The organism is Paenibacillus sp. NPDC057967, from assembly GCF_042887015.1.
Classification (GTDB): Bacteria; Bacillota; Bacilli; order Paenibacillales; family Paenibacillaceae; genus Pristimantibacillus.
Genome location: NZ_JBHVQB010000008.1, coordinates 87,102 through 113,528 on the forward strand (window position 1 = coordinate 87,102; position 26,427 = coordinate 113,528).

General features: G+C 44.4%; 21 protein-coding genes and 2 pseudogenes. 14 read left to right on the plus strand and 9 right to left on the minus strand.

Annotated features, from left to right (window positions below):
- Positions 1-68: 68 nt before the first annotated feature.
- Together ACFVSO_RS20755 and ACFVSO_RS20760 are read left to right on the plus strand one after the other, a co-directional pair.
- A complete protein-coding gene (locus ACFVSO_RS20755; protein WP_387477082.1) occupies positions 69-2,537 on the plus strand; it encodes an S-layer homology domain-containing protein in 2,469 nt (822 codons plus the stop codon).
- 59 nt (positions 2,538-2,596) lie between these two features.
- A pseudogene (locus ACFVSO_RS20760) lies at positions 2,597-2,713 on the plus strand (winged helix-turn-helix transcriptional regulator); the annotation flags it as partial.
- Between the two features lie 48 nt (positions 2,714-2,761).
- Here the strand turns inward: ACFVSO_RS20760 and ACFVSO_RS20765 are convergent.
- A complete protein-coding gene (locus ACFVSO_RS20765; RefSeq protein ID WP_387477084.1) occupies positions 2,762-3,727 on the minus strand; it encodes a helix-turn-helix transcriptional regulator in 966 nt (321 codons plus the stop codon).
- A gap of 100 nt (positions 3,728-3,827) precedes the next feature.
- On the opposite strand from ACFVSO_RS20765, the gene ACFVSO_RS20770 reads away from it, so the two are divergent.
- From ACFVSO_RS20770 to ACFVSO_RS20785, 4 genes are all read left to right on the plus strand, one after another.
- Entirely contained in the window at positions 3,828-4,307 is a 480-nt protein-coding gene (locus ACFVSO_RS20770) for a GyrI-like domain-containing protein (RefSeq protein ID WP_387477599.1), read from the plus strand.
- Between the two features lie 23 nt (positions 4,308-4,330).
- Positions 4,331-4,753 carry a DoxX family protein gene (locus ACFVSO_RS20775; protein WP_387477086.1) on the plus strand — a complete coding sequence of 141 codons (423 nt, stop codon included), beginning with the start codon at positions 4,331-4,333 and terminating at the stop codon, positions 4,751-4,753.
- Positions 4,754-4,862: 109 nt separating this feature from the next.
- Complete coding sequence (locus ACFVSO_RS20780) at positions 4,863-5,342, plus strand: GyrI-like domain-containing protein (protein ID WP_387477088.1); 480 nt, start codon at positions 4,863-4,865, stop codon at positions 5,340-5,342.
- A gap of 30 nt (positions 5,343-5,372) precedes the next feature.
- Complete coding sequence (locus tag ACFVSO_RS20785) at positions 5,373-5,840, plus strand: phage tail protein (protein ID WP_387477090.1); 468 nt, start codon at positions 5,373-5,375, stop codon at positions 5,838-5,840.
- A 141-nt stretch (positions 5,841-5,981) separates the two neighbouring features.
- Here the strand turns inward: ACFVSO_RS20785 and ACFVSO_RS20790 are convergent, their stop codons facing one another.
- Positions 5,982-6,581 carry a DUF7010 family protein gene (locus ACFVSO_RS20790; protein WP_387477092.1) on the minus strand — a complete coding sequence of 200 codons (600 nt, stop codon included), beginning with the start codon at positions 6,579-6,581 and terminating at the stop codon, positions 5,982-5,984.
- A gap of 447 nt (positions 6,582-7,028) precedes the next feature.
- Here ACFVSO_RS20790 and ACFVSO_RS20795 point away from each other — a divergent pair, with 447 nt between their 5' ends.
- Positions 7,029-8,033 (plus strand): carbohydrate-binding protein, encoded by a 1,005-nt coding sequence (locus ACFVSO_RS20795; protein ID WP_387477094.1) that lies wholly within the window; start codon positions 7,029-7,031, stop codon positions 8,031-8,033.
- A 339-nt stretch (positions 8,034-8,372) separates the two neighbouring features.
- Here the strand turns inward: ACFVSO_RS20795 and ACFVSO_RS20800 are convergent, their stop codons facing one another.
- The 3 genes from ACFVSO_RS20800 to ACFVSO_RS20810 are packed head-to-tail and all read right to left on the minus strand — an operon-like array spanning position 8,373 to position 12,683.
- The gene (locus ACFVSO_RS20800; RefSeq protein WP_387477096.1) at positions 8,373-8,762 is read right to left on the minus strand and encodes a carboxymuconolactone decarboxylase family protein; all 390 of its coding nucleotides are present in this window, start codon (positions 8,760-8,762) and stop codon (positions 8,373-8,375) included.
- Positions 8,763-8,764: 2 nt separating this feature from the next.
- The gene (locus ACFVSO_RS20805; protein WP_387477098.1) at positions 8,765-10,393 is read right to left on the minus strand and encodes a thiamine pyrophosphate-binding protein; all 1,629 of its coding nucleotides are present in this window, start codon (positions 10,391-10,393) and stop codon (positions 8,765-8,767) included.
- A gap of 1 nt (position 10,394) precedes the next feature.
- Complete coding sequence (locus tag ACFVSO_RS20810) at positions 10,395-12,683, minus strand: EAL domain-containing protein (protein WP_387477100.1); 2,289 nt, start codon at positions 12,681-12,683, stop codon at positions 10,395-10,397.
- 187 nt (positions 12,684-12,870) lie between these two features.
- Between ACFVSO_RS20810 and ACFVSO_RS20815 the strand changes: the two are divergent.
- Together ACFVSO_RS20815 and ACFVSO_RS20820 are read left to right on the plus strand one after the other, a co-directional pair.
- Positions 12,871-12,987, plus strand: a pseudogene (locus ACFVSO_RS20815) (helix-turn-helix transcriptional regulator); the annotation flags it as partial.
- Positions 12,988-13,115: 128 nt separating this feature from the next.
- The gene (locus tag ACFVSO_RS20820) at positions 13,116-13,814 is read left to right on the plus strand and encodes a DUF4386 domain-containing protein (protein ID WP_387477102.1); all 699 of its coding nucleotides are present in this window, start codon (positions 13,116-13,118) and stop codon (positions 13,812-13,814) included.
- A gap of 103 nt (positions 13,815-13,917) precedes the next feature.
- Here the strand turns inward: ACFVSO_RS20820 and ACFVSO_RS20825 are convergent, their stop codons facing one another.
- On the minus strand, positions 13,918-15,027 hold the full coding sequence (locus ACFVSO_RS20825; protein ID WP_387477104.1) for a PRK06851 family protein: 1,110 nt from the start codon (positions 15,025-15,027) through the stop codon (positions 13,918-13,920).
- Between the two features lie 350 nt (positions 15,028-15,377).
- Here ACFVSO_RS20825 and ACFVSO_RS20830 point away from each other — a divergent pair, with 350 nt between their 5' ends.
- The gene (locus ACFVSO_RS20830) at positions 15,378-17,501 is read left to right on the plus strand and encodes a diguanylate cyclase (protein ID WP_387477106.1); all 2,124 of its coding nucleotides are present in this window, start codon (positions 15,378-15,380) and stop codon (positions 17,499-17,501) included.
- A 113-nt stretch (positions 17,502-17,614) separates the two neighbouring features.
- Here the strand turns inward: ACFVSO_RS20830 and ACFVSO_RS20835 are convergent, their stop codons facing one another.
- Positions 17,615-18,961: an MATE family efflux transporter gene (locus ACFVSO_RS20835; RefSeq protein WP_387477108.1), complete on the minus strand. Its 1,347-nt coding sequence runs from the start codon at positions 18,959-18,961 to the stop codon at positions 17,615-17,617.
- 129 nt (positions 18,962-19,090) lie between these two features.
- Here ACFVSO_RS20835 and ACFVSO_RS20840 point away from each other — a divergent pair, with 129 nt between their 5' ends.
- Complete coding sequence (locus ACFVSO_RS20840; RefSeq protein WP_387477111.1) at positions 19,091-19,771, plus strand: TetR/AcrR family transcriptional regulator; 681 nt, start codon at positions 19,091-19,093, stop codon at positions 19,769-19,771.
- Between the two features lie 200 nt (positions 19,772-19,971).
- Here the strand turns inward: ACFVSO_RS20840 and ACFVSO_RS20845 are convergent, their stop codons facing one another.
- Complete coding sequence (locus tag ACFVSO_RS20845; protein WP_387477113.1) at positions 19,972-20,574, minus strand: TetR/AcrR family transcriptional regulator; 603 nt, start codon at positions 20,572-20,574, stop codon at positions 19,972-19,974.
- A 133-nt stretch (positions 20,575-20,707) separates the two neighbouring features.
- Between ACFVSO_RS20845 and ACFVSO_RS20850 the strand changes: the two genes are divergently transcribed.
- From ACFVSO_RS20850 to ACFVSO_RS20860, 3 genes are all read left to right on the plus strand, one after another.
- Positions 20,708-21,970, plus strand: coding sequence for an MFS transporter (locus tag ACFVSO_RS20850; protein WP_387477115.1), 1,263 nt, complete (start codon positions 20,708-20,710; stop codon positions 21,968-21,970).
- 195 nt (positions 21,971-22,165) lie between these two features.
- Positions 22,166-22,585, plus strand: coding sequence for a DUF6933 domain-containing protein (locus tag ACFVSO_RS20855; RefSeq protein ID WP_387477602.1), 420 nt, complete (start codon positions 22,166-22,168; stop codon positions 22,583-22,585).
- A 212-nt stretch (positions 22,586-22,797) separates the two neighbouring features.
- Positions 22,798-23,250 carry a DUF402 domain-containing protein gene (locus ACFVSO_RS20860; protein ID WP_387477604.1) on the plus strand — a complete coding sequence of 151 codons (453 nt, stop codon included), beginning with the start codon at positions 22,798-22,800 and terminating at the stop codon, positions 23,248-23,250.
- A gap of 224 nt (positions 23,251-23,474) precedes the next feature.
- Here ACFVSO_RS20860 and ACFVSO_RS20865 read toward each other — a convergent pair.
- On the minus strand, positions 23,475-26,427 hold a 2,953-nt coding region (locus ACFVSO_RS20865; RefSeq protein WP_387477117.1), incomplete at its 5' end, for a DUF4073 domain-containing protein.

Here is a 26,427-nt window from a genome sequence, read left to right on the forward strand (position 1 = left end):
TTGTTTAGACTGACTGTGATAGAGTGCAACAAATGGCTTTGACACTCACAACAGGAGGGATGAATCCGATGAGAAAAAAAATCATCAGTTTTTCGCTAGCTGTATTTCTCGGCTTGAGCGCTGTCATCGGCTTTGGAGGCAGCGCGTCTGCGAGGACGTCTGCTGACTTTGCGGACTTAAAGGATCTGGATGCGGCAACGAAAGCCAAGTTTGACGCTATGATTAGCGCAGGGATTTTCGATGGCATCAGCGATACGACGTTCGGGTTGAAGGAGGAAATGAACCGCGCGCAGTTCGCCAAGGTTGCGGCATTGATAACGGGCATTGAAGTCAATAAAGATCTGAAGACGTCCAGTTTCAGCGACGTCTTGGCGGATGATGCCGCCAACGGATATGCGCTGCCTTTCATCGAAGCCATTAAAGCTGCTGGCATTACGGATGGTTATGGCGAGGGCACATACAATCCGGCTGGCAAAGTGACCAAAGAGCAGTTGGCTACGTTCTTGGTTCGAGTGCTAGACAAGGAAGCGGATTCAAAAACGAAGACTGGCGACGATAGTACGGTATCCGGCTGGGCACAGGGTTATGTGGCCTTGGCGCTGGAACTAAAACTATTACCTAATCGTATTGACGGAACGTTCGGCGGCAAAACCAACGCAACACGCGATCTGCTCCTTACAGGCGCATACGAAGCCAAGCAACAGTACGTTGCACCTGGGAAAGTGAGCCTTACGGGAGCAAAACAGGTCGGAGCAAAGAAGATCAACGTGACCTTCAATAAGCCGGTCGACACACAGAAGGCGAAGCTTTCTGTCTCGAAGGGGAGTTACTCGGTCGCTTGGTCGGATGATAAGAAGAGCGCTATCTTGACCTTTGACGACAATTTGGTTGCAGAGGAGTATACCGTTACTTTGTCTGGTCTTGATGCTGCGGATGTGGACAAGGTTACTGCAAGTTTGACAGCAGAAGCCGAGAAGATTGTTAAGATCGAATTTACTAACGGCTCAGACACCATTGCTTACGCGGAGCAGGTTGCTATTCCGTTTAAGGCTGCTAATCAGTTCGGAGAAGCGGTTCAAGCTGCCAAACTAGACGTAACTACTAACGTCACTGCTCAGGTTGACCTCAATCGTATGGCTGTTGTAGTGGATACCACGAGTATAATGCAAGGTGATTTGATACCTATAACTCTAACTAGTACAAATAACAACGATACTGTCACTGTCTCTAAAAACTTTAAAGTTGGACATGCGCCAATTGTTGCAAAGATAGAATGGAGTGGCTTGCTTCGTGACTCGAACGGTCAAGAAGTAACGCAAGCTGAATGGTCTCGTAATTATCATGTGAACTTCAATGCGTATGATCAATATGGTTATTTGATATTGCCGTCATCGTCTAACCCGTTGTCTAGTGCTTCTCTCACATTCTTCCCGTATCTTCCAGCTTCCATTGGAACGATAGATACGGCGCGCACTGGTGAACCAGGCACCTTCTCGGTACCTTTCACAATGCCGAGTGAGGGTATATTCGAGGAATACACTCTCACTCTTTATGTGATTACGTCGTCTGTCACACTGAAATTCAATGTTGTGACTGAGCCGCCACAACCAACACCAACACCACCGTCAACACCAAGACCGACACCAACGCCGACACCAACACCAACACCGACACCGACACCAACACCGACACCAACGCCGACACCAACGCCGACACCAACACCAACGCCGACACCAACGCCGACACCAACACCAACGCCGACACCAACACCAACACCAACACCAACACCAACGCCAACACCAACGCCAACGCCAACACCAACGCCAACGCCAACACCAACGCCGACACCAACACCAACAACGCCGGCTTCGGAAGAAGCGCCGTTGCTGGATATTAGCAACCTCTCATTCGGCTCTAATGGCCCGGGCTTTGGGAATATCATGGGAATAATCACTTTGCCAGCGGGAGCTACCCAGTTGATGATCAGTACGAGCAGTTCGCCATTTGTGACTCCTACGGTTGGTGAGGTCATGTCCGGATACATGCCTTGTGCTATGTCAGGCAACATGCTTCAAGGATATTGCAATTACAGTTATGGAAGTGAAACGTATTATGTTGCATTCGCAGCAACGGATGCTATTGGTCAGGTGGTAGCATTCGCAACGATCCCAATGAGCGGCAATCTAGAGCAACCTCAGCCGGAAAATGCAAATGTGACATTTGCGCCGGTGCAAGCTGGACCTGTAACGTCACTAACATTAACATTTAATTCACCCGAACTGAGTGAGACAACACTTGAGAATACATCCACTCTTATTGATTCAGTTACTGTCAATCGTGGTGGCTCGAGTACAGATCTAACGGTTACTCAAGTTCAATGGATACCAGGTATGCCACAACTCCTCATCACACTGGATCCATCAACAATCCTTCTGCCTGGTGACACGATTACGGTTACATTCGCTTCAGAGGCCTTGATAGATTCAAATAATGTCCCTCTCACGACAACTGTATTCGAAACAACCGTTAGCGTTTAGTTAAAATCAAGCCCAGAGCTGTCCCATCGCTGGATGTGGCCACTGAAAAATTCTAATAAAAGGTACTGACGAATCAGCTCAGGGAATTGGAAAAACAAGACATCGTCCGTCGGGTCGTCTATCCGCAAGTTCCGCCGAAAGTTGAATATTCTGTCACTGAAATGTCTAAAAAGATCGTCCATGAAGGTTGCCTCTTCGGACGATCTTTTTTTCACAATGGCCAATTACTTGTTCCCCAACACCTCCACTCTGTCCTGCAATTCCTCTACAACCTCCTTAGGTATTTCCCTGACCTTAATATCTGCACCCAAGAAAAGCAGCCAATTTGTTACCTCGGTCAATTCATCCGGATGATGAACATTGAGGAACGTCTTTAAGATCGCCGTAGTTTGATAAGGATTCGTATATGAAATCGTCATTTTTAGAGGATGATACTTTTTGAACTGAGCAATCGCCTTGGGACCAAGTTCGACGACCAGGTTGATGTCTTCTTCCTGTCTGCCTAGCTGTTCTGCAATCTTTTTCTTGCTCATTCTTTTTTTCTCGGGGTATGGTTTGACCTCGGTGAGATTGTCGACGGGTATAATCCGCCTCTTCCCCTCCAGAAGGTCGAAACCTTCAATTTGCCATGCGCTTTTTTCGCGATACAGGCGCATGAGATAGATGGGATAAGACTTGATTTCCCTTGCTTCTTCGACGGAAACCGCTAAGTAGCGATCTTCAAGAAGGATCTGGATGAGTTGTTCTAACATCGGATGGGGCAGGTCTGATAGATCAAGCAGGTCAGGATTGTGGGGGTTGGTACCTTCGAAGAGCAAAATCTGATTTAACAGAACAAGATCATCTTGCTGGTTTTGAGAGATGAGACCGAGCAATTTCTCCGCCAAAGAGTGGCGGCTCTTGAGATAAGGGAGCTGCAGATTGCGCGTGGCCATGAAGGCGATAAAAAGGGCCTTAATCTCATTATCGGTAAAGCGGACTGTAGGCAGGACGGAATTGCTCATCACAAAGTAGCCCCCGTCCCTCCCGACTTCGGCGACTAGCGGCATTCCCATCGCTTCAATCTCCCTGATGTCTCGAATCGCCGTCGAACGGGAGATGTTGAACTCATGCATAATTTCCGAGATGGTAAAATGGGCGCGGTTGTTAATGTACCGCATGATGATGTTAATCCGTTCAACTTTTTTCATGGAGCCCTCTAAACAGTATCATATTTTGACATGATTAATTGTTATTATAAACCCATCAAGAGGAAAAACAAATAATCAAATCGAAAAAGGAGCTGGGATGATGGCAACGTATATCCTTGAGGAAAAAGGCGGCTTTAACGTTGTAGGTATCGGAACGGAATTGAAGAGCGAGTACACGGACTATACAGGCATGAACAAGGAGAAGGAAGACTTCTGGCGGACTGTGGAGCAGGATGGGCGGCTTGACGCCTTAAAGGCTGTCGCTGCGAACGGCTGCACCTTTGCTGTAAACGAATTGGTAAACGGCAAGCGGATGTATTATGCCGGCGTCATGACAGAGGCATCGGTACCGGAAGAACACAGCGTGATCCAATTCCCTAAAGGACAATACCTCGTCATTCAAGGCGAAGGGAAGACGGCTGATGAGCTCAGCAGCTCGCTTACCGGCATCGCCTTTGGTCAAGTGCTGCCGACAGCCGATAAATTCGCCTATGTCGGCGGCCCCAATGCAATAGTCGAGATGGGGCGGCGAGACGGCGTTGTAAATGGGGAAATGTGGATTCCGGTTGTGCCGAAGTAAACGAGAGCAAAGGAGGAATTGGAATGAGCACGATTACTGGTAATGAGAAGATCGCAAAGGTTGAAGCTCGTCCTATCGGAAGGATGGCCGCTTATTGGATCGTCACCATCATTCTCGCATTCTCCATTGCCTTAAGCGGGATCGGGCAATTGATGCGATATGGCGGTAATGTGGATTTGGTCACGGATATAGGTTTCCCGTTATATATCACGTACCTTCTCGGGACTTGGAAATTGCTTGGAGTCATTGCGATCCTAATCCCAGGCTTCCCCAGGCTTAAGGAATGGGCTTACAGCGGTATCTTCTTTCTAATGACGGGCGCGTCCTTATCTCATGTGTTCGCACATGATTACGGCGATGGCGGATTCCATGTGATTCTTCCGCTTTTCTATGCCGCGCTTGGCATTGTCTCTTGGGGGCTGCGTCCGAAAAGCCGCAAACTTTAAAAGGCTGTGACGCTAAACGGTAGCAGATATTGACACGATTTATGGTTATGATAGACCTATCAAGTAATTAAACAAAACAATATATTCATTCAAAAAAGGAGCTGGAATCATGGCAACGTATAACTTTGAGGAAAAAGACAGCTTTATCGTGCTTGGTATCGGAACGGAGCTGAAGAGCGATTACACGGACTATGCCGGCATAAACGAGGAGAAGGAGAACTTTTGGCAGACTGTGGAGCAGGATGGAAGGCTCGACACGTTAAAGGCGGTCGCTGCGAACGCCTACATCTTTGCCATAAATGAAGCGGTTAATCAGAAGATGATGTATTACGCCGGCGTCATGACGGATTCATCGGTACCGGAAGAGCACAGAGTGATCCAATTCCCTAAGGGACAATACCTCGTCGTTAAAGGCGAAGGGAAGTCGGCCAATGAGCTCAGCAGCATGCTCACCGGCATTGCGTTTGGTCAAGCCTTGCCGGCAACCGATAATTACGCCTATGTCGGCGGGCCCAATGCAACGGTTGAGATGGGGCAGCGGGACGGCATCGTTTATGGCGAAATGTGGATTCCGGTTGTAGAGAAGTAGAAGTAAACGAGATCAGTAGGAGGAATGAGAATGTCCGCTATCGTTGATTTTAAAAACGTGTCTACGTCCGGTCTGGATTCTTCGCCGGTAGCAGAAGCGCTAGCTGGTTTGCGTGCGAATGAAGCCCGCTATTTCATGAACAAATACAAGCATGAATTCACGGTCGTGCCTGCCGGCGAAAGCCAGAAGACACTAGATTATGTGGAACGAGTGTTAAAAGAAGAACGTGGTATTACGTTTGCGGCCAAACCGCTGGAAACGGCGCGTTTTCAAGTCGAAAATATCCAATGGGCCTTCGTCTTCTATGAAGACGGTCTGGCGGTTAACGTCATGTATACGGTGGATGATCCTAAGAAGCGAGCCGTAGGGTTTAAGCTGTCCGAGGGGATGGAAGTACCTCGAGAGCTGGAAGAGAAAGGGTTCAAATTCGCAAGACAGAAGTCCAAGCTGGCCGGGACGATTCGAGGTTCGTTCTTCGTCATTAAAGGGGAGTATTGAAACAATCAAGCCCTCTGGACAAAGAATTACATTGCAGCAAACTTCAGCTAAACACAACGCATGGCGGCCATTAGGCCGCCTTTTGTTTTTGCCGATAGCTCCGTTAAGCTGAACCATACCATAGGTAGGGCGAAGTTTTAATTATTTCAATTGTTTGAGTATAGTTACCCAAATTCTCAAACCCGTCGCCCATAGAGTCAAGGCTGACCCAAAACCGATAAAAGTAGAAGTCGCAATCAGAGATACACTGCCAATCGTGGCGTTCATGGGTAAAAAGAAAGTGATAGTGCCTAAAATACAGAGAACTACACCTGTACCATAATAAAAATTTTCGCGGAATAATTGAGCTAAAGGGAAAAAATGAATACCAACAATGATAGCCATGATAGGAAAAAAGAGTTCAAAATGATTGATCAGGTTACAAATTATACTTGCTATAAGGATCGCAACACCTTCAAGACCAAAGATCAAACCAAATTTTTTATTTATTTTTTGCCAATGTTCCTTCCCTTCCGGTGTAACAGCATGGTTCATGTTACGAGCTTTACCAAACAGCGTAATGGCTCCAATCAGTAAGACTAATGTTACAATACCCGAAAGAACAAGCAGCCATGGGGCTCCAAGCTCATGTGAACCTACAATTCCAATGGAAGCCCAAAGCGCTCCAAAAAACGTCATGAACATTACGCCATTTGCAGCTCCAAATACAGCAGACTTCGGTAATTTAACTAAATCACTCATGCTCATCAGACTCCTTATAATCCCAGTCTTAATACTTCTTACTCGTAATTCACAAAGGATGGCGGCCCACAAGCTGCCGTTACAGACGGCAAGCTTCCATAGACCCGCCTCGCTCATCCCCAGAGACATTTTCTTTTATACCATCTCTAGTTCTGGCATAACAAGATTATAACGGATCTATGCTGTTTCAAATAGAAAAATAGCAGATATTTAAAGGGGAATAAAAAATAATCTGTTGAATAAGTTAGTACTAATTTTATATTCCAGATATAACAGACAACTAACCTTTTCTCTTTGAACAAACTAAAATAAAGGGGGGATATACCATGAATGCTTAATAGTAAATCTGATTGCAGAAATGAAGATATCACTGCACGATTCTGTTCAACCTTCACTTTAAGTATGGCTCGTCTCGGGGTAAGCTAAATAAAATATGGAGGTTTTAAAATGACTATTAAAAAGTTTTCTTTTAAAGCCCTATCCCTTATGTTAGTTTTTGCATTTATCATATCCACATTTTACGTGGTCTCACCAGTAAATGCAGCCGCTAGAGGAGCATGGGCTCCAAATACAGCATATGCAGTAAATGATACAGTTACATATAGCGGAAGTACTTATACCTGTCTTCAGGCACATACTTCCCTCGTAGGTTGGGAACCATCCAATGTTCCTGCTTTATGGCAGAAAGGTGGCAGCGGCGGAACTACACCACCACCAACCACAAACGGAGTGACTTTCTATGCAGATATAAACTATGGTGGAACAGCAATAACACTTGGAGTAGGCAATTATACACTGTCTCAGTTGAACGCAAGAGGAATTCCGAATGACTGGATGTCCTCTCTCAAGGTACCAAGCGGCTGGACTGTTGAAGTATATGAAAATGATAATTTTGGCGGAACAAAATGGACCTATACTTCAAGCTCCTCCTGGGTTGGCAATACTGTTAATGACAAAATGTCATCAGTTAAGATCTATACGGGTTCACCAAACCCATCAGTAACAAAGCCGTCCGAAGTTCCAAGCCACATTTGGACTTATACAATGAATGCAGATAATAAATTTGGTAAAGGCGGAGATTTTGCTTTATTGTTGAGTGCTGTTATCAAAAAAGAAAGCAGCTTTGGTGCAGGCTTACCAGGTAGTCCATCAGCCGGCGACGGATTGATGCAGGTAGAACCAAACACACGTAATGCATATTTATCTCAATTCAGCTCAACATTTGGCCGTGCTTATAATCACAGCAGTGAACAAGATCAGGTGTACTTGGGTGCACTGATTTTAAACGAGAAAATTAATAGATTCGGCAACATCTATAACGGCTTATTACGCTATAACGGAGGAGATAATTGGTATCCGGGAGCAACCGATTCTTATGGCCGTCCTATTCTGGCCAATCAATATGCAGATTCAGTTTACGCAACTTATAAGGGCTATGGAGGTAAGAATTAAGTGAAATAGGGAAATGCCCTAGGAAGACGCTGAGCGGATCGGCGTCTTTTCTTTGTTTCCCTGAGTGAGGATCACTTGAAGGTAGGCTCGATGGCCCGCTTGAATTGATTTCGTTTAAGTTGTCTTCCGTACCAAGTAAATTGGAACCCCACGAAAGAGGCTATTTGTTCTTCTTGAGTCGTCTGAATGCGTTCATGTTGGCAATTAATACGATCAACGACTCCAAAATGAAGTAAGGCACTCATTCGCGAGTGCCATCTTCGTCGTTTAATGGGTTACAGTACTAGGTCGCGTACAGTCTCAATCTGCCCCGATCAATTCGTGTATGCAAACAAGGCATTAAATTTCCTTAATACCTCTCTGCTCAAATACATTCATGACTTGTACCATAGCACTGCATGCTTTTGGGAAACCAACATAAGCGGCACAATGAATGACGAGTTCAACGATTTCTTTTGGACTCATCCCTACATTGAGCGCTGCATGAATATGAAAGCCCAATTGCTCAAAAGCGCCCTGTGAAATTAACGCTGTCAGAGTGATGGTTTCTCTTTGTTTGAAATCCAATGCTTCTCTGGAATAGATTTCTCCATAACCGAATGAAACTAGGAAGTCTGCGAAATCGGGATAAAACTTTTGGAATGCTTCTATCGGTTTTAAACCTTGTTCTCCAACCATCTCATTCAGAACTTCAATTCCCTTGTTATAATGCTCTGTATTTCTGCTCATATTTATCCCCTCTTCGTTGTCGGTGGAATTTCGGTTGGATCAAGCATAGCTTCAATAACAACCGCTGTATTTGCAAGTTTTGCTTTCTCTATCGCATCTTCCAGCTCCTCAGCATCGAAGCATTTGAATGAAAGAGCTCCCATGGATTCTGCAAACTTATGAACATCTAACATCGTTTTATAAACGGTTCCCACAGCTTTTCCCAAGTTTAGAGTCATTCCCGTATCAACCATATCGATCTTCCCATTATTGAATACGACAAATATGACATGAGCTCCGTAGTTAACCGCAGTAGAAATCTCCGTACCATGCATAAACGTGCATCCGTCCCCGGTTAAGCAAACAATTTTAGCTTTGGGATTGGAAAGCTTAGCTCCAATAGAATATCCGATAGCATGTCCCATTGTACCGAACACATCATCAAAATAAAAAGTGCCGGGCATCTTAATGTCATAATATTTTATTGCATAAAAAGTATGACTCCCATCATCGCCAAAAATGATCGTATCTTCATCTAAAGCTGCGTTCATCACTTTAACCGCCTCGACCGCAGACATTGGAGATTTGCTTTCCTTAGAGGATTCTGTCACTTTATAATCATGAATATTAAAGGGCATTTTCGTTATTTCTTTGTAACGAAGGATATCAAATAATGCATTTAGATTTGTTTTAATATCGCCAACAATGGGCAAGGTTTCGGCCGGGATAGACTTACCTATAAACGTTTGATCGTAATCAAATTGAATGACGTTTTTCGGGAAATTGGAAGCGTTCAGACCGGCAAGGGACATATCGGAAAGCTTCGTTCCAATGACGATCATCAAATCTATACCGCATTCGACGTAAGCGCTCGATTCATTAGTCCCGCCAAGACCAAAAGCCCCTAATGATAAATGGTGATGACTCTCAAATACACCCTTGCCTCCTGGTGTGGTCATGACTGGAATATCGAAAATCTCGGCTAACATTTTCACTTCTCGATATGCCCTGCTCGAATGCACGCCTTTGCCTAAAAATATAACTTTTTTGCCAGGACGGTTTATCAAATCTGCACACTTATCCAAGTTTGGAGCAACAGGATGGATAACCTCCGGCAAGTTCATTTCAAACTCAGTTATAGGTTCAGCCAAAACGTCTGCAGCTATAGATAGATGAACCGGGCCTTTCACTCCTGAGCAGGCTTTTTCTATGGCATGCTGAAAATAAGACTGAAACGTATCCGCTCTCTCCACTCTGGCGCTAAACTTTGTCACAGGTTCAAACATCTTCACAAGATCTGTACCGAATATCGATGAGTCTTGACCCAAAGCTTTACCTGAATCTTGGATAGAGGGATGTCCGGTAATAAATAAAACAGGAAGATGAGAGGCTTTGGCCTGACCGGCAGACGTTAACAGATTCGTACCGCCGGGGCCAGATGTTCCAATCGCAACGGCCAATTTATTATTCATTAATGCATAGCCGGCTGCCTCGAATCCAGCCCCGGTCTCATGCTTGGACAACACGAACTCGATACCATTATGATGCAGATCAAGAATGAGTGGAGTGACTGGCTTTCCTGGTATGCCAAATACGTGGTTGATCCCCCATTTTTTAAAATGGACTGCTAATATCTCGGAAATCTTTTTCATGTTAACCACCTATTCCGTTTGACGATTTGATTTCTATTTCGTCGTTTAGTTGATAAAACGATTTTTCAAATTCATCGACAGAAAGAGGCTTGCTAAAATAATAGCCTTGAACAACATCGCATTTTTTCGTTTGTAAAAACATGAGTTGATCTTTTGTTTCTACTCCTTCTGCTACAACATCCAAATTTAAATTATGTGCCATCGAAATAATGGTACTGACAATATTTAAATCATTTTGATCTAACATGATATCTCTGACAAAGGATTTGTCAATTTTTAAAGTATGGATAGGGAATTTTTTTAAATAATTCAAGGAGCTGTATCCAGTCCCGAAATCATCAATGCTAATCCTTACTCCCAAAGCGTTTAATTGACCTAAAACGTTTATCGCACGCTCAACATCCATGGTCATCGTCTCTGTAATTTCCAGCTCCAAATAATTCGGATCCATTCCTGTTTCCATTAAAGTTTTGGAAATGACTTCAACCAAGTTATCCTTTAAAAATTGCTGAGAAGAAAGATTAATGGCTACTCTAAGTTTAGGAAACCCCATTTCAATCCAACGTTTCCTTTGAACACAAACCTCACTTAATACCCATTCACCAACTTGAGAGATTAATCCGTTTTCTTCTAGGATGGGTATAAATGTATCAGGCGCTACAATGCCATATTCCGGACTATTCCATCTTAGAAGGGCTTCCAAGCCAATAATGTTCTTATGAATTAAGTCAACCTGCGGTTGATAGTACACCATAAATTCTTTATTTTCCAAAGCCTCTCTTAATGCAAGCTCCAATGACAATTTATTTTTTTCATTTGAAGGGGACTTCATATTTGAATCGAATAAGGTATAATTATTTCTTCCCAATGATTTCGACTTATACATTGCATTATCAGCATATACCATGAATGTTTCAGCGTCAGTCCCGTCATTGGGATAGATGGCTATACCGATACTCGAAGTTACATGGAACTTGGAACCGTTAATGGTAAAGGGGGTGTTGAATAAGTCATTAATTTTCTTGCCTGTTTGAATGACCTCTGTGCGCTCACTTAGGCCATGGAATAGGAAAATAAATTCATCTCCGCCCATTCTGAATACTTTCCCTGTGTCCCCCAAAAATTGTGCCAGCCTAGCGGAAACTTGCTTTAACAGAATATCGCCATTGGAATGTCCAAAAGCATCATTAATGGTTTTAAAGTGGTCTAAGTCCAAGAACATGAGTACCAGATCAATATTTTCTCCAGAGGTTAGAGAGGATGAAATAAGATTATTTAATGTTTCATGAAGAGAGCGTCTATTTGGCAAGGATGTCAATTCATCATGATAGGCCAAATAATTGTGCCGTTCTTCATTTAAATAACGTTCCGTAATATCTCTAAGCTGAGAGTATGCACCAATAAAGCTGCTGGTTTCATCATAGATGGGTTGAGCGTCGAATAAACAAACTACTTTTTGATGATCTACGGTTATTAAAATCATTTGCACATTATCAAAACAAGATTTGTTTTGTATAACTTGTTTCATATGGTTACTTATTAGACATTCCGGGTTCTGCAGACTTCTATCCATGATGTTGGCGTCTTTGAGAATGCCGAAGGCGTTGACCACAAAATCGTTTACTGAAGTAATGATACCATCGGCATTGGTAATGATAATGCCATTTCTATTTTTATTAACCATAATCTGATTTAACATATTTAGCTTTCTATTCTGTTTCCTAAGTAATAGCTCTCTCTCAATAGAGTCAACTACTGTAGACAACATGGTTAAGAAAAAGGGGTTATGCAACTCCGTTGCTGTCATAATACATATACTTCCGAGCAAATCGTTGTTATCTGTATAATGAAAGGCCACTCCATAGCATGCTGTGTCATGAAGAACCTTATGGTAATGATTTGAACCTACAAGCTGAACAGGATGACTTTGTTGAAGAGATAAGCTGATCACATTCGTGCCCATATCTTCTTGAGTAAATTGTGCGCCAACTTCTATACCTAATTGTTGAATTGTATTTTTAATGGTTTCATCGCCAACCATATGCAGCAAATATCCATTTGCATCAGATATGACAATAAGTACAGGCGTTCCGCTTAACGAGTTTAAAATCTTTTTTGAGAAAAAATCAACAACGGATAAAATCTCACTGTACGTGTTTCTTTTTTCCAGCAATTCTTGCTCTGACATAGAGCGTTTCGGTTTTCTAATTTCATTTGGATCCATTCCTGCTTCGACACATTTTCGCTTAGACTGAGTAATATAGTCCTGTTCATCGGTCGGTTGTATCATTAAATAATCACCCCCCAATTGCTTTTTATATTAGCAAAACTATTTTTCGGAAATTATAAGCTTTTCTAATCATTATCCTCACTATTATTCGACAAAAGGAGACTTTACCCTGCAAAACTGAAATCCGAATTTATGGACTCTTGTGATAAATGAGCCCCTCGGCTATTAGCCGGAGTGCCCGCTATTTCGGCTTTTCCTTGCTTTAAGTACAGTGAAGGGATACAATCGCAACATTTTTGATAAATTGCAGGTGAAAAGGCGGACCGAAGCGATCGCCCGTGCCAGAGAGCTCGGGCTGATTTGATCTGCAGTCTGTTCCGGTCTCAAGCAATGCCTAAAACATACTTAAGTATCTACACGGCCATCCTTTGCGGCAAATATACTAAACTCATCATCAAAGGCACTCTTTTGAGAAGATTCTGGAGGAAAGGAGTGATCATCATAAAATCAAACAGAAAAACGGCGGTCTTGCTGGGGCTGCTGTTCATATCCAGCTTTGTCTTTGGAATCCTTAGTTCTGTTCCTGCGTTGGAACAACCGGATTATCTAGAAAAATTGTCAGAGATTGAAGCGCAGGTTTTAGTTGCAACTTTTTTTCAAGCGGCAATGGCCGTAGTATATGCCAGTATCGCAGTTGTATTATATCCAATCGTTAAGACATACAGTAAAGGTTTGGCGGCGGGTTATTTCGGTTTCAGGTTGATCGGAGCGGGATTTCTTTTTGTTGGTATAGGGTCCCTGCTTCTTTTATTATGGTTAAGTCACCATTTTGCAGCTGCAGGCCAAGCCGACTCATCGTATGTTGAACTCATAGCTGAATTGCTCAGACAAGGCAGAGACATTCTGAATCATATTGGAATGATATTGCCCTGGAGTATTGGCGGCTTGATTCTCTACTATTGCCTATATCAAATCAGGCTGGTTCCACGCTGGTTATCGATAGGGGGGATGATAGGCTCTGCCTTTACTCTCGTGGCTACATTATTATTGATGTTGAATATCATAAAATTAGTGAGTCCGGTCTACTTTATTTTAAACGCACCCATCGCTTTTTGTGAGCTGATCCTTGCTGTATATTTGATCTTCAGGGGGTTCAATTCCATTCATATCAATCCAAACAAAGATGGATAGTTCGGACGATGAAAGCCATCGTTTACGCCGTTTGTTGATTCAATCCCATACGGGGCTCAGCTTGCTTTAGACGGCTGAGCCCCGACGCTTTTTGGTTGTATCTTTATTTTGAAAGCTGAATGGAGCCGATCCGTTCATTTAATTCGGACTGTAATTGCAGATGGAGCTTCTCTACGATCGAAAAATCTGTGGCCGCAACATAGTAGGCCTTGATTTGAGAATCGAGGGCTTCGGCTTCCGCCAGATAAGAGGTGGCCTCTTTCATTTTTGCCGAATAGCGTGCTTTGATATCGGCGATTGCTGCAGCATGAGCTTCGTCTGTCCCAGGAGCTATAGCCAGGGTATACATATCCAGAATCTCATCCCCGTCCCGATCTGGAAAGTATTCATGCGGAGCTGTACTGTCGAAGATAGCTGTTCCAAGCTGCGGGAATATCAGCATATCCAGACTGTTCGGATCAAAGCCGCAATGAAATACTTGAACTTCGATTCCTTTCGTCTCGGCAGCGGAGGCAAGCTTTTTCAGCAAAGTCGATTTGCCAGAACCCGCCCTTCCTTTGATGAAAATCCGTCTTTCCAGCCCAGCGGTCAAGCTTTGAATAAAATCGAACGCCCCCCTTGGAGTCGCAGCTCCAAAAAACAAGTGACGCGAAGCGGTGGGCGTATCGCTTTCATGACCGTCGTATAATTGTTGAGTCAAATTCTGCGCTATCTGGTCAGCCTTTGAGAAATCCATATTATCGATATAAAACGTTTCCCACTCGTCATGAATCCGCAATGCCGCTGCGAACGTTTCATACGCTTCTGAATAGGCTCTTTCAAGCTTGACTCTAAGAGCTTCTATCGTTATGTTGTGTTCTGGTGAAATAATGCTGTTATTAACCGCTTCCTCGAACTGGACAGATACGATTTCCCCGGCCCCGCTTTCCGAAATCCCCTTACAGACTCGCCCGTCGACAATACCAACCTTCAATTCCGTTACAACAATGCCATCCAGTTCGTCGGGACGGATAGGGGAGTGGAAGCATTGCACATGCAAGTCTTTATCCAGCAGGTTATCCGCCAAGCTTTGAATGACCGTCGATTTTCCCGTACCTTGAGGCCCAGTAAGGACGAATATCTGGTTCAGACCATTAAATGCGGATGTATACAAGAAATGAGCTCCGCGCGCAGTGTTGCCCTGGGCGAAATAGTGAGATGGTTTTACTGCCAACTTGAAACACTCCTTTGTGCCTATTCCGATTCCCAGCAGAATAAGCATGATTGGGATAAATGCCTATTCATTTGTATATTCCGCATTGTAAAAAGTGGTGTTCGTCCTCGCCCATGTTTTTCGCTATTTGTGTTGTAAGCCCCCAATGATGCCCGGCAAAAATGTCTTTCACTCCTATAGGAAAACACTACAACACTTCCCAATTATTCATTATAATAGAGGGAATTAAGTGAATGAATGATATTTAATGCCATCTTATTATTCATAACTCCTCGCTGCTCCCAATGAGTAAAGCTGCCTATTAAGATTTCAAGATGAATTACAATTGAGAAACTAGGTGAATAATGAAAATGCTGCTGGAGGAGTTAAACAAAGAACTGGGCAAGTTGAAGGATGATGAAAATTACATCATCAAAATATGTGAAAAATTAAGAGGAGCTGATTCTAAAGCCGCAATAGAAGCCTATGAAGCAGCTACTCAATTTGTAAGAGAACATAATATGTTAACCTGTGCTTACCCATGGATTCTTTATAATAAAGGCTGGTTATCCTTTGATTCCACAGACTTTAAATCGGCGACAACTCTTTATGAAGAGGCGTACTATATTTTCAAAGAAAATAACAATATCGATGGCCAATTGGCGACTTGCAGTGCTTTTGTAAGCGGATATTCGGTACAACAAAAGCTTTCCCAAGCCATTGAGCATGGTATGGAAGGGATAGAGCTTGCCGAAAAAGTGGGTAACTATGAGCGACTCACGCAAATCAAAGGGAACCTTGCAGCGCTGTATATGGAAATAGATGAGTATGAAAAGGCCAAAGAGCTATTAGACCAGATCGTCAACATACCTCGTGTGTATAGTAATGCGTTTAAAGTGGCTTGTTACACGAATCAAGCGGAATGTTGCAACCATTTAGGCGATCCAGATCAGGCAATCGTATACATCACGAAGGCGCTTGAGCTAGCAGAAGAATACATTCCCAAAATGGTGCCCAATGTGTTAAAAGAAATGGCTCATATTTATGCGACCAAAGGGTGCTACGGTACAGCAGAACAATATTTCGTCAAGAGTGTCGAAATGGCGAAAGCGGGAGGAGCGCAGCTGTATCTTCAAGATGCACTATTGTACTGGGCAGAGCTGGATTTGGTACAAGGCCGATATAAGGAGTCTGTTGCTAAGCTGCAACAAGTCGAAGAAGGGATAGAAAAGGCTAAATCTACAAGGAATTTAAATAAAGTGTATTGGAGTATGAGCAAAGGCTTCAAAGGGCTGGGAAATTATGAACAAGCCTATGCGTATTTAGAAAAACATATGGCATTAGAAAAACAAATGCAGGCTATTCGCAGTGCTGAGAGTATGGATATGCTGAATCGAAAAAGAGAAGAGGAAGAGGGGAAGATCTACAAGTTTCTCTATAATCAGACGGAAGCTTTGAATGGTGTGGGTCAGAATATCCTGTCTAACTTGGACAAGAAAAGTATCTTTAATATTGTTGCTAAGGAAATACAGGATTTGATCCAAGCGGATATTATTCAAATTGGCATTTATAACGAAGAGGAAGGGATTCTTCACAATGAGTTGTCTATCGAAAAGGGACAACGTTTGGTCGTAGGGCCTAAGTCGATATTAGAGGATAGCTTCTGGGCATATAGTGTCAAACATAAGCTGGATATCTTTATTAAGGATACGGAAAAGGAATATAGCCGTTATTTTGAAGATTTCAAGGAATACTTAGAGAAGGTAAGGAAGAAGAAGGAGTATGTAGTAGAGACAATGCCTTATTCGCTTATATTTGTACCTATTATTATGAAAGATAAGGTAATAGGGGTGATAAGTACTCAAGCTTATAAGAAAGATTCTTTTAACTTAAAGGACTTGAGTACGTTAAAGACTCTGTCTAATTATCTGGGGATTGGGTTAGAGAATGCCCGGCTGTATATGGAGGTTGAATATGCATCCAAGTATGATGCATTAACCAAAGTCTTTAATCGAAAAGAGTTGTTCGAAGAAACAATCCAAATGTACGAGCAACTTAAAGAAAGCAATAACGCAGAAAAAGCACTATGTATCCTGATGATTGATGTGGATAATTTTAAGAGAATCAATGATGTGTACGGGCACCAGGAAGGAGATCGGGTGCTGGAGCGTGTGGCGGATCTGATTCAAGCTAGTATAGGTGAAAAGGATAAGGTAGGCAGATATGGCGGGGAAGAGTTTATGGTGGCAATCCCCGATGAAACATTAGAGCCATGTATTCAAAAAGCAGAGAGTATTCGATTAAACGTGGAGAAGGCAGCTATAATCTCAGCTCCAGGGATACCCATTCCTATTACCGTAAGTATAGGGGGAGCCAACCTTAATACAAAGAAGCATACCGTAGAGCAAATGATCAATTATGCGGATAAAGAACTATTCAAAGCTAAAAATTCAGGTAAAAATAACGTATGTGTATATCATCAAGATTTTCTGTGAAACGAAAAGCCACCAGCACCTTTTCAGAAGGATATTGGTGGTTTTCGTTTTTAGTTTATCTGAATTCGAAGGAATTGAACGTTCGCTTCGTTTCTTTGTTATTTGAAGTAAGTTTAGGCCAGTAATTCTGCAGGCTGCAATTTGTTCCGCAAAATATACAGCATGATGGCGCCAACAAGGAATGCGACGGCATCCGCAATGACGAGCGACCAGACCACCCCGTGGAAGCCGTTCGTCTGATTGGCGATAAACAACACAGGAATCAGGGTCATTCCTTGAATAATTGACATCACAAATGCGGCAGTGCCTTGCCCTGTTGCTTGGAAGATCCCGATAAACAAGGTAGTCAATCCTGTAATGAACAAGGATAAGAATGTCACATGTAGAATGTAGCTGCCCATTTCAATTAATTGCGGGTCCGTTGTAAATAAACCAATCAAGTGGTCGGAAACCAAATAGACGATAATGCCAAACACGACTGCTAATGCCAAAATCGCTTTGATCGTAAATCCAATGGTATTCTTCATGCGTAATTTATTCGCTGTAAAAGTGAAAGCAATCAACGGCACGACTCCCTCGCATAAGCCCATCAGAATAAACTCTGGAAATTGCAGTAACCGTGATGAAATTCCGTAAGCCGCTACGGCCTGATCCCCATATTCAATAAGGAAATGGTTGAGGATGAGCGACATGGCACCCAAGAAGACACTCATGACAAAGACAGGAACTCCGATTTTGAATACATTGACCAGAATGTCCTTGGTTGCCTTGAACCATTTGAAGGAGACGGTTAAGAATTGGCTTTTATGTCTCATATGGAAGGCGTAGAAAACACTCGCAACCAGGTTAGAAATGACCGTAGCGGACGCAACGCCGATTACGCTCCAATGGAAGACGAAGATGACAAGCGCATCGAGTATAATATTCACGACAACGCTGAGAAGCATACCGATCATCGACGTCATTGCTGCACCCTCCGAGCGAACGATATTCTCCAGCGTGAAGAATAATACGACGAATGGCGAGCCCAACAGCATAACCGTGACATAGTCCTTCGTGAATCCGAAGGATTCAGACGTTGCACCTAAGCCGTGAACGATTGAATCGATCAACGGGAGGCCGACGGCGATCACGATAAGACCGAGAACTAAGCTGCTGTAGAATGCGAATGAAGACACATGTTTGACATCGTCATATTTTTTCTCCCCTAGCAAACGAGAGATGAATGTACCGCTACCAATGCCAATCAAGTTGCCAAGCGCCATAATAATCGCGAATAACGGCAAAGTTAGTGCGAGCGCGGTTAACATGGCAGTATTGTGGAGCGTTCCGAGAAAATAGGCATTCAAGATGGAGTAGATGACACTCATTGACGTGCCTAACATCATCGGTACAGCGAAGTGAGCTACGGCTTTTGCGACCGGTGCTTTTTCAAAGTAATGAAGGTTTTCTGCATCCATGCGGGTCACTTCTTTCTTCATTTTGTTTATCTAACAGTGTTAGATTGAACCTTACAGTGTTAGATGATATCATGAAGTTATGAACCTGTAAAGAACAATCTTACACTGTTAGATAAAGGGCGGATATCAATGAAGAAACAGCAGCCTCAAATTTCGGAGGACATGATTCTGGAAGCCTCTTGGGAGCTTCTAGGGGAGGAAGGCATAGAGAAATTCAGTATGAGACGATTGGCCGACCGGCTGGGGATTCAGGCTCCTTCTCTGTATTGGTACTTCAAGAGCAAGCAAGATCTCTACCAGCGTCTGGCCAACCAGGTGTCGAAAATCATTCTGGAGGAGTTCCACTCTGATGGGGACTGGAAAGAGCAGCTGGCAGGGCTTGCGGAGACGGTACGGAGCGTGCTTTGCCGATACCCCTGCTCCACGCAGCTTATGATGATGACGCTGCCTCACGAGCCGGATTATATCCGGTTCACCAACCGTACGCTGCTCTGTGTGGAATCGACGCCTCTTGAGCAGGATCAGAAATTTCAAGCCGTTCTTACGCTTTTGAATTATGTCTTCTACTTTGTACTGGACGATTATCAGCATCAGCGCAATGTGTCCACTATCCTTAAGGAACAGGGCGTGCTTCCGGGTGACGAGATGATCCGCCTTCTGGACTCCATGAGCGAGGCGGAAGCGGGCTTGTTCCGGAGGATGTTCAATAATGGCTTGTTCGAGCTGATGGGGACCGATGGGGCGTTTGAGTTTGGCCTCAAGCTGATTCTGTCGGGGATTGAGCAGGTGATAAAGGAGCAAGAGAAGTAGCTGAACCGTATCATAAGCAGTCGAAAATTTTTGTTGTGACAAGAATGCTGCTCTCAAAATAGAAGCTTGCTCAAAAGCCCTTCATTACTCTGAGGGCTTTTGTTATTGGTAACGTACATTTAGCGGCGAGTGGACAAGGACGAATTGTTAATAATAAATGCAGCCGTCATAGCGTAGGGCAGGACTTATCAAGGAAGGAACTAACGAGGCTCACGGAGGCACACATTTTCTAGATAAGCAGCAAAGCTCTTGATATTCATCCGCATATGCCGATTATTGCCTTCGAGTTTGCTCATCATAATTCCGCCCTCCATGATGGAAAGGGAGAAGGTAGCCAGTGCTTCTATATCGAGGTCTGCTTTAAATTCGCCGCTTTGCAAGCCTTGGGAAATGATTTTCTTTAGAGATTCCAGCGTGTCTATTAGCGCTTGCTTGGCTCTTTCACGTAAGCCGGGATGACTGTCGTCGCTATCAATAGCTGTGTTGAGGAGCGGGCAACCTCCAATGAAGGGCGGCGCTTCCACTACTTTCTCGTATACGCGCAGGTATGCCAGCAGCTTGCCGGAGGCCGATTCTTGTTGACTGATTGCATGGGCAAGCTGGGCCCCTACAACATGGCCGGCATAGCTAAAGGCTTCATACGCAATTTCGTCTTTACTGGAAAAATGGCGGTAGATGCCGCCTTTTTTGATGCCTGTCAACTCTGTTATATCGGATAAGGATGAACCCGAATATCCTTTTTGGTTAAAAAGCTCAGCGGCTTTAGTGATAATAAACTCACGAGTTTTTTCGCCTTTCTCCATCGTCATCCCCTCACGTTAATTGTATTTGTACACGTAGTATAACAAATGAATTTCCACTCTTGCAAAAGAATGCATCTGTGTTAATATTAAAGATACCGATCGGTATCTTTTTTTGAGTGACAGGGGGATAAGAGTGGGCGCGACATGGTTTAAGGAATCCAGGCATGCTTGGATTGGATTGGGGGCTCTCTGGATTGTCGGATTTATTGGCGCCCTGACCCGATTTAGCATGGCTTTTTTTCAGGTGCAAATATCGGAGGATTTACTTATTAGTAGGGGATTTATTTCAATGGCATGGTCAACCAACTTATTAATAACAGCTATATGCGCGCTTCTGGGAGGCTGGCTTGTCGATCGTTACGGCACAAAGAAGGTGCTTTTTTTAAGTGCAATCTTGAGTACTATGGGTACTGGCGTTGTCTTGTTAGGGGACGATCCTATCGTCTTTTTTATTGGATATGGCGTTATCTCTGGATTAGCTGGCATTGGGGCAACGACGAGTTATGTATTGATGTTAGAATGGTTTAGGCATCACCGGGCTAAAGCAATGTCGTTGTTGGCGAGCGCATCTTCTGTAGGGTTGGCGATTATTACGCCAATTTTCGTATCCGTTGGTTGGCTAACATGGAAGGATGCCTTTATAGCTTCTTTTGCCTTAGGCATTGTTGTGACATTGCCTGTCATTTGGGTGGGAATCAAGAGCCAGCAACAGAAAGATATGGAGAATCCCCAATCGGATCATGCAATAGAAGTTGAAGAGCCTGATATGCCTCTTACAGTAACTCCATCCTCCAAGACGTTCATTCATCTTCCTATCTTTGTTGTGGTCGCATTTGCGCTTTTCACCTGTGGAGTCAATATGGGCTCCGTCGAAATGAATTTAGTAGCCATACATCAACTGGCAGAAGTGTCTCCAAGCATGATCGCGTTATCCATGAGCATACTTGGCATTATGGAAATTACGGGTTCACTCCTTTGCGGTTATTTTCTGGACCGATACAATAAATTAGTAATGATGTCTATTTTGTATGGCATACGTATACTGGGCTTTGCTTTCCTCTTTATGCACCTGGGAAGTTCACCTATTGTTTTTGCGATAGCGTTCGGCATTACCTACTTAAGCGCAGTGCCGGGGGGAATCCTTGTCATCAATGAATTTGCCAACGGAAAAGGAAAACATGCCGGGATATTACTGTTCTTTCACCAGGGCGGTGGCATTGCGGGTGCATTAATCGGAGGTTTTTCCTTTGATTATTTCCGAAGTTATCAGAATTTGATCCTTGTTGACATCATAATTTGTATCCTTGTCACGCTGGGATACTTCGTATTATTCATGACACATAGAAGGGGTATTAGCATTCAAAATAAGAAGGTTGCAGCAAGCGGGGCTCTTTAACTTAGTGTATGAGAAAAGCTCTTCATCTAAAAAGGGAAAAGCAACTATGTGCTGTGGTATAGTGGAATGCACGGGAAAGGTGAATGGGGTTGTCAATAAATGAATTTTCGGCGCTTAGAAGGGAATGAACAAATTTTGATCGTTTTAAGATTTACACAGTCCTTGTTAAAAGACATGTAGATTACTCCTACTGAAATTGATGACGTACCTTCATTCTTCAGTTGGCATGTAAATATATGCAAAATAAACAATCGAAAATACATTTTATTTATGAATGATTTGACCCGTATATCTCTATTAATCGATGGAATTAGAACTTCACAATTAACGTTATTGAAAGAGAAATTTCTATCGACCCTTAAGAGTTACCTTGAAAGCGAAGGGATCAAACAGAGCCATATTGACCTATATTTAAAGGATGGATCTGAATTATTGATTTCAAGAACTAACAGTAGAAGCGTATTAGGAACAATGAAAGAAGCAGCCCTTTTTTCTTCTGATGGTCCTAGGGACAATATTGAAAAAATGCAGTGGTTAAATACTATAATCTACAAACCAATTGATTATCAACAACCTATTAAGATATTTAAAGAAGCCATACAAGATCATTGTTAAAGAATCTGGGAAACAATAAGAAGACGCTGATATCACATTAGATCATATTTACCGATTGGGGCATTCGCCCTTCGATTCGGCAGAAGTTATAAGGGGCGGAGTGAGGAATAAAACGTAAGTATGCTGATCTAACTCATTGGTCCATTAAACCCGCGAATAAATATACACAATTATATGTAGAGGAATCAGACTTTAAAGGACATATTTGCTTGATGCAATTTGAAAACGTAAATAGTCCAATAACCTTTCGGATAGGACAAAATGATGAGCTCATCATTATCGATGATCAATATACATGGCTTGAACATATTCCGGATGAAGGACATCATATTTTGACAACCGTAATAAACAGTAAGGGTGAAGTCATTCAACATTATTTTGATGTCATCGCAGAGAGCTCATTGACCGATGAAGGAATACCATACTTTGATGATCTGTATATAGATGTAATACTGCTGCCCAATAATGAAATTTATATTTTAGATGAGGACGAGCTATTGGCAGCAAACAATGACAAAGTGATATCAGTAGAACAGTTTGACCTAGCTGTTAAGGAAAAAGAGATCATTAGAACGACACTAATGGAAAACAGAAATTATTTAATTCATAGATGGGAAAGAGATTGTGAAACACTCAAAGTGATGATATCAGATATCCCTTGCTGAGCCTTCATTGGAATAGGAATAACCCCTTCCACCATGGGTTCGGCAGAAGAGTTAATGCTTTTAGGTCTCTTCATTGAAGGTCAATTCGATATCTCGGATCTGACGGTTATCAGTTACCGTCTCTCAGTTCACGTTCGTTCTGATCTAGTCATCCACTAGAGAACGGTTATCCCGCTTAGCTCTTGCAAGCCAAAGCGGGATAACAGTTCCTTGTCAGTATGAAATTAAATCAAGTTGGATTTCTCAAGCAGACGTTGGATAATCATCGCTACTTCAGCTCTTGTCATAAATGACTTCGGTGCAAGTTCCGTTCTCGTTCTACCTGTCACAATGCCGGACAGTACACTGTCGGCCATACTGCTTATTGCCCATTCCGAATCTTTCGCTACATCCGCATATGGATGAAGAGTTATCTCGACGGATTGAACAGGAAGCCCTGCTTTCAGATTTGTAATGGTCATCGCTTTGGCGATCATCGTCATCGCTTGTTCACGCGTGATGTTGTCATTCGGACCAAAGGAACCATCGGCATATCCATTAATCAGATTATAGGCATATGCGGTGTTAATGTAGCTGTTGAACCAATCCGAAGAATTCACATCCGTGAATACTGAATCTCTACTCTCCAGCTTTAACCCCAGCCCACGTACAAGGATTGCTGCAAACTCGGCACGAGTGATGTTACGGTCTGGACTGAACTGTCCTTTCCCTGTACCGTCGATCACCATTCGCGATCCCATGTCATTGACGGCCGTCTTCGACCAATGGTTTACCACATCGTCAAATTCAATTGGATGCCCCACTAACGCATAGGTACTGTTCGTCAAGCTGTTAATAATCGCAACGTTTTTGCCGTCTTTCTTTATCACCTTGGTCGGTACATGACGGACAGTTCCATCCGGGTCCACGACAACGCCTGTTGTTATTCTGTTTGGGTCCACCCCGTCGGGAATCGCAATCGTCCGCTCCACGTAAGCATCGAAATTCTCAATCGTAATCGTCCGATCTCCGTACGTACCCTTGATTGTAAAGCTGACTGGTGGGGCTACAATAGTGAAGTTTCCCTTCTGCGCTGCATTCTCGACCACGTTCACCATAGCTGCAGTTGGGGCTGCAATTTCAATCTTAACCTTAATATCTTGCAAGGCGACTGATTTACCGACCTGATCAGATAAGGCGTCGATGTTGATTTGGTGGGCAGGGAGTGTGTAGGTTGTCGTTCCTGTTTTGATCTCTAGAACGGCTTGATGATGCTTCATATTTTTGATCATTTGCCCGTTTAACTCGATTACCAAAACGTCTACCTTCGTGGTTACTGTAAGGGTCACCACGGCTCCTTGGCCTTCCGCTGCGATCCTTGCTTCCAGTTTCTTCTGATCAATCGTAATGGTCGTGACTTGCCTATTATCCACCGTGGTTGTTGTTGCAAAGCCTATTTCTTCCGCCTTGCCATTTATAAGCACGATTACCCCTGAGCTTGTTGTTACACTCGGCTCAGCCGGCGCTGGCGGATTCGTCGTAAACGTCAGCGTCGTGGCTGCGCCAGCCGGCGTCCCCGTCGCGGTATCTGCTGCTACCCGTACCAGCACGGTGTGGTTACCAGCCAAATTCGGCGCATTCGTACCGTCATACTTTACGTAGCTGCCGCCATCGACCTGAAACTCCATCGTGGTATCTAGACCTACGATGATGTTAGCCGCATCATTGGCGGTTACGTTTGGCGCTGCCGGCACTGGCGGATTCGTCGTAAACGTCAGCGTCTTGGCAGTGCCTGCCGGCGTACCCGTCGCAGCATCTGCTGCTACCCGTACCAGCACGGTGTGGTTACCAGACAAGTCTGGCGCATTGGTACCGTCATACTTCACATAGCTGCCGCCATCAACCTGAAACTCCATCGTCGTGTCTAGACCCACGATGACGTTAGCTGCATCGTTGGCGGTTACGTTTGGTGCTGCCGGTGCTGACGGATTCGTCGTAAACGTCAGTGTCTTGGCTGCGCCTGCGGGCGTCCCCGTCGCGGTATCTGCTGCTACCCGTACCAGCACGGTGTGGTCACCGGACAAGTTCGGTGCATTCGTACCGTCGTACTTCACATAGCTGCCGCCGTCGATTTGAAACTCCATCGTTGTAGTCAGACCCACGATGACGTTAGCCGCATCATCTGCGGTTACATTCGGCGCTGGAGGATTCGTGGTGAACGTCAGCGTCTTGGCTGCGCCCGCCGGCGTCCCCGTCGCAGCATCTGCTGCTACCCGTACCAGCACGGTGTGGTCACCGGACAAGTTCGGCGCATTGGTACCGTCATACTTCACATAGCTGCCGCCGTCGATCTGAAACTCCATCGTCGTGGTCAGACCCATGATGACGTTAGCCGCATCGTCGGCGGTTACATTCGGTGCTGCCGGCGCTGGAGGATTCGTGGTGAACGTCAGTGTCTTGGCTGCGCCTGCTGGCGTCCCCGTCGCAGCATCTGTTGCTACCCGTACCAGCACGGTGTGGTTACCAGACAAATTCGGAGCATTGGTACCGTCATACTTCACATAGCTGCCGCCATCGATCTGAAACTCCATCGTAATGGTCAGACCCACGATGACGTTAGCCGCATCATCTGCGGTTACATTCGGCGCTGTCGGCGCTGGAGGATTCGTGGTGAACGTCAGCGTCTTGGCTGCGCCCGCCGGCGTACCCGTCGCAGCATCTGCTGCTACCCGTACCAGCACGGTGTGGTTACCTGACAAGCTCGGCGCATTGGTACCGTCATACTTCACATAGCTGCCGCCGTCGATCTGAAACTCCATCGTCGTGGTCAGACCCATGATGACGTTAGCCGCATCGTCGGCGGTTACATTCGGTGCTGCCGGCGCTGGCGGATTGATCGTAAACGTCAGCGTCTTGGCAGTGCCTGCCGGCGTCCCCGTTGCGGCATCTGCTGCAACCCGTACCAGCACGGTGTGGTCACCAGACAAATTCGGAGCATTGGTACCGTCATACTGTACATAGCTGCCGCCATCAACCTGAAACTCCATCGTCGTGTCTAGACCCACGATGACGTTAGCCGCATCGTCGGCGGTTACATTCGGTGCTGCCGGCGCTGGCGGATTCGTAGTGAATGTCAGCGTCTTGGCTGCGCCCGCCGGCGTCCCCGTTGCAGCATCCGCTGCTACCCGTACCAGCACG

Bases quoted from the DNA above. Each gene is read 5' to 3' on its own strand.
- ACFVSO_RS20800 (WP_387477096.1), bottom strand. From the start codon at position 8,762: ATGAGCAGAAATACAGAGCATTATAACAAGGGAATTGAAGTTCTGAAT.
- ACFVSO_RS20765 (WP_387477084.1), bottom strand. From the start codon at position 3,727: ATGAAAAAAGTTGAACGGATTAACATCATCATGCGGTACATTAACAAC.
- ACFVSO_RS20845 (WP_387477113.1), bottom strand. From the start codon at position 20,574: ATGGAGAAAGGCGAAAAAACTCGTGAGTTTATTATCACTAAAGCCGCT.
- ACFVSO_RS20805 (WP_387477098.1), bottom strand. From the start codon at position 10,393: ATGAAAAAGATTTCCGAGATATTAGCAGTCCATTTTAAAAAATGGGGG.
- ACFVSO_RS20780 (WP_387477088.1), top strand. From the start codon at position 4,863: ATGGCAACGTATAACTTTGAGGAAAAAGACAGCTTTATCGTGCTTGGT.
- ACFVSO_RS20775 (WP_387477086.1), top strand. From the start codon at position 4,331: ATGAGCACGATTACTGGTAATGAGAAGATCGCAAAGGTTGAAGCTCGT.
- ACFVSO_RS20795 (WP_387477094.1), top strand. From the start codon at position 7,029: ATGACTATTAAAAAGTTTTCTTTTAAAGCCCTATCCCTTATGTTAGTT.
- ACFVSO_RS20860 (WP_387477604.1), top strand. From the start codon at position 22,798: ATGCAATTTGAAAACGTAAATAGTCCAATAACCTTTCGGATAGGACAA.
- ACFVSO_RS20790 (WP_387477092.1), bottom strand. From the start codon at position 6,581: ATGAGTGATTTAGTTAAATTACCGAAGTCTGCTGTATTTGGAGCTGCA.
- ACFVSO_RS20830 (WP_387477106.1), top strand. From the start codon at position 15,378: ATGCTGCTGGAGGAGTTAAACAAAGAACTGGGCAAGTTGAAGGATGAT.
- ACFVSO_RS20770 (WP_387477599.1), top strand. From the start codon at position 3,828: ATGGCAACGTATATCCTTGAGGAAAAAGGCGGCTTTAACGTTGTAGGT.
- ACFVSO_RS20785 (WP_387477090.1), top strand. From the start codon at position 5,373: ATGTCCGCTATCGTTGATTTTAAAAACGTGTCTACGTCCGGTCTGGAT.
- ACFVSO_RS20840 (WP_387477111.1), top strand. From the start codon at position 19,091: ATGAAGAAACAGCAGCCTCAAATTTCGGAGGACATGATTCTGGAAGCC.
- ACFVSO_RS20755 (WP_387477082.1), top strand. From the start codon at position 69: ATGAGAAAAAAAATCATCAGTTTTTCGCTAGCTGTATTTCTCGGCTTG.
- ACFVSO_RS20810 (WP_387477100.1), bottom strand. From the start codon at position 12,683: ATGATACAACCGACCGATGAACAGGACTATATTACTCAGTCTAAGCGA.
- ACFVSO_RS20835 (WP_387477108.1), bottom strand. From the start codon at position 18,961: ATGGATGCAGAAAACCTTCATTACTTTGAAAAAGCACCGGTCGCAAAA.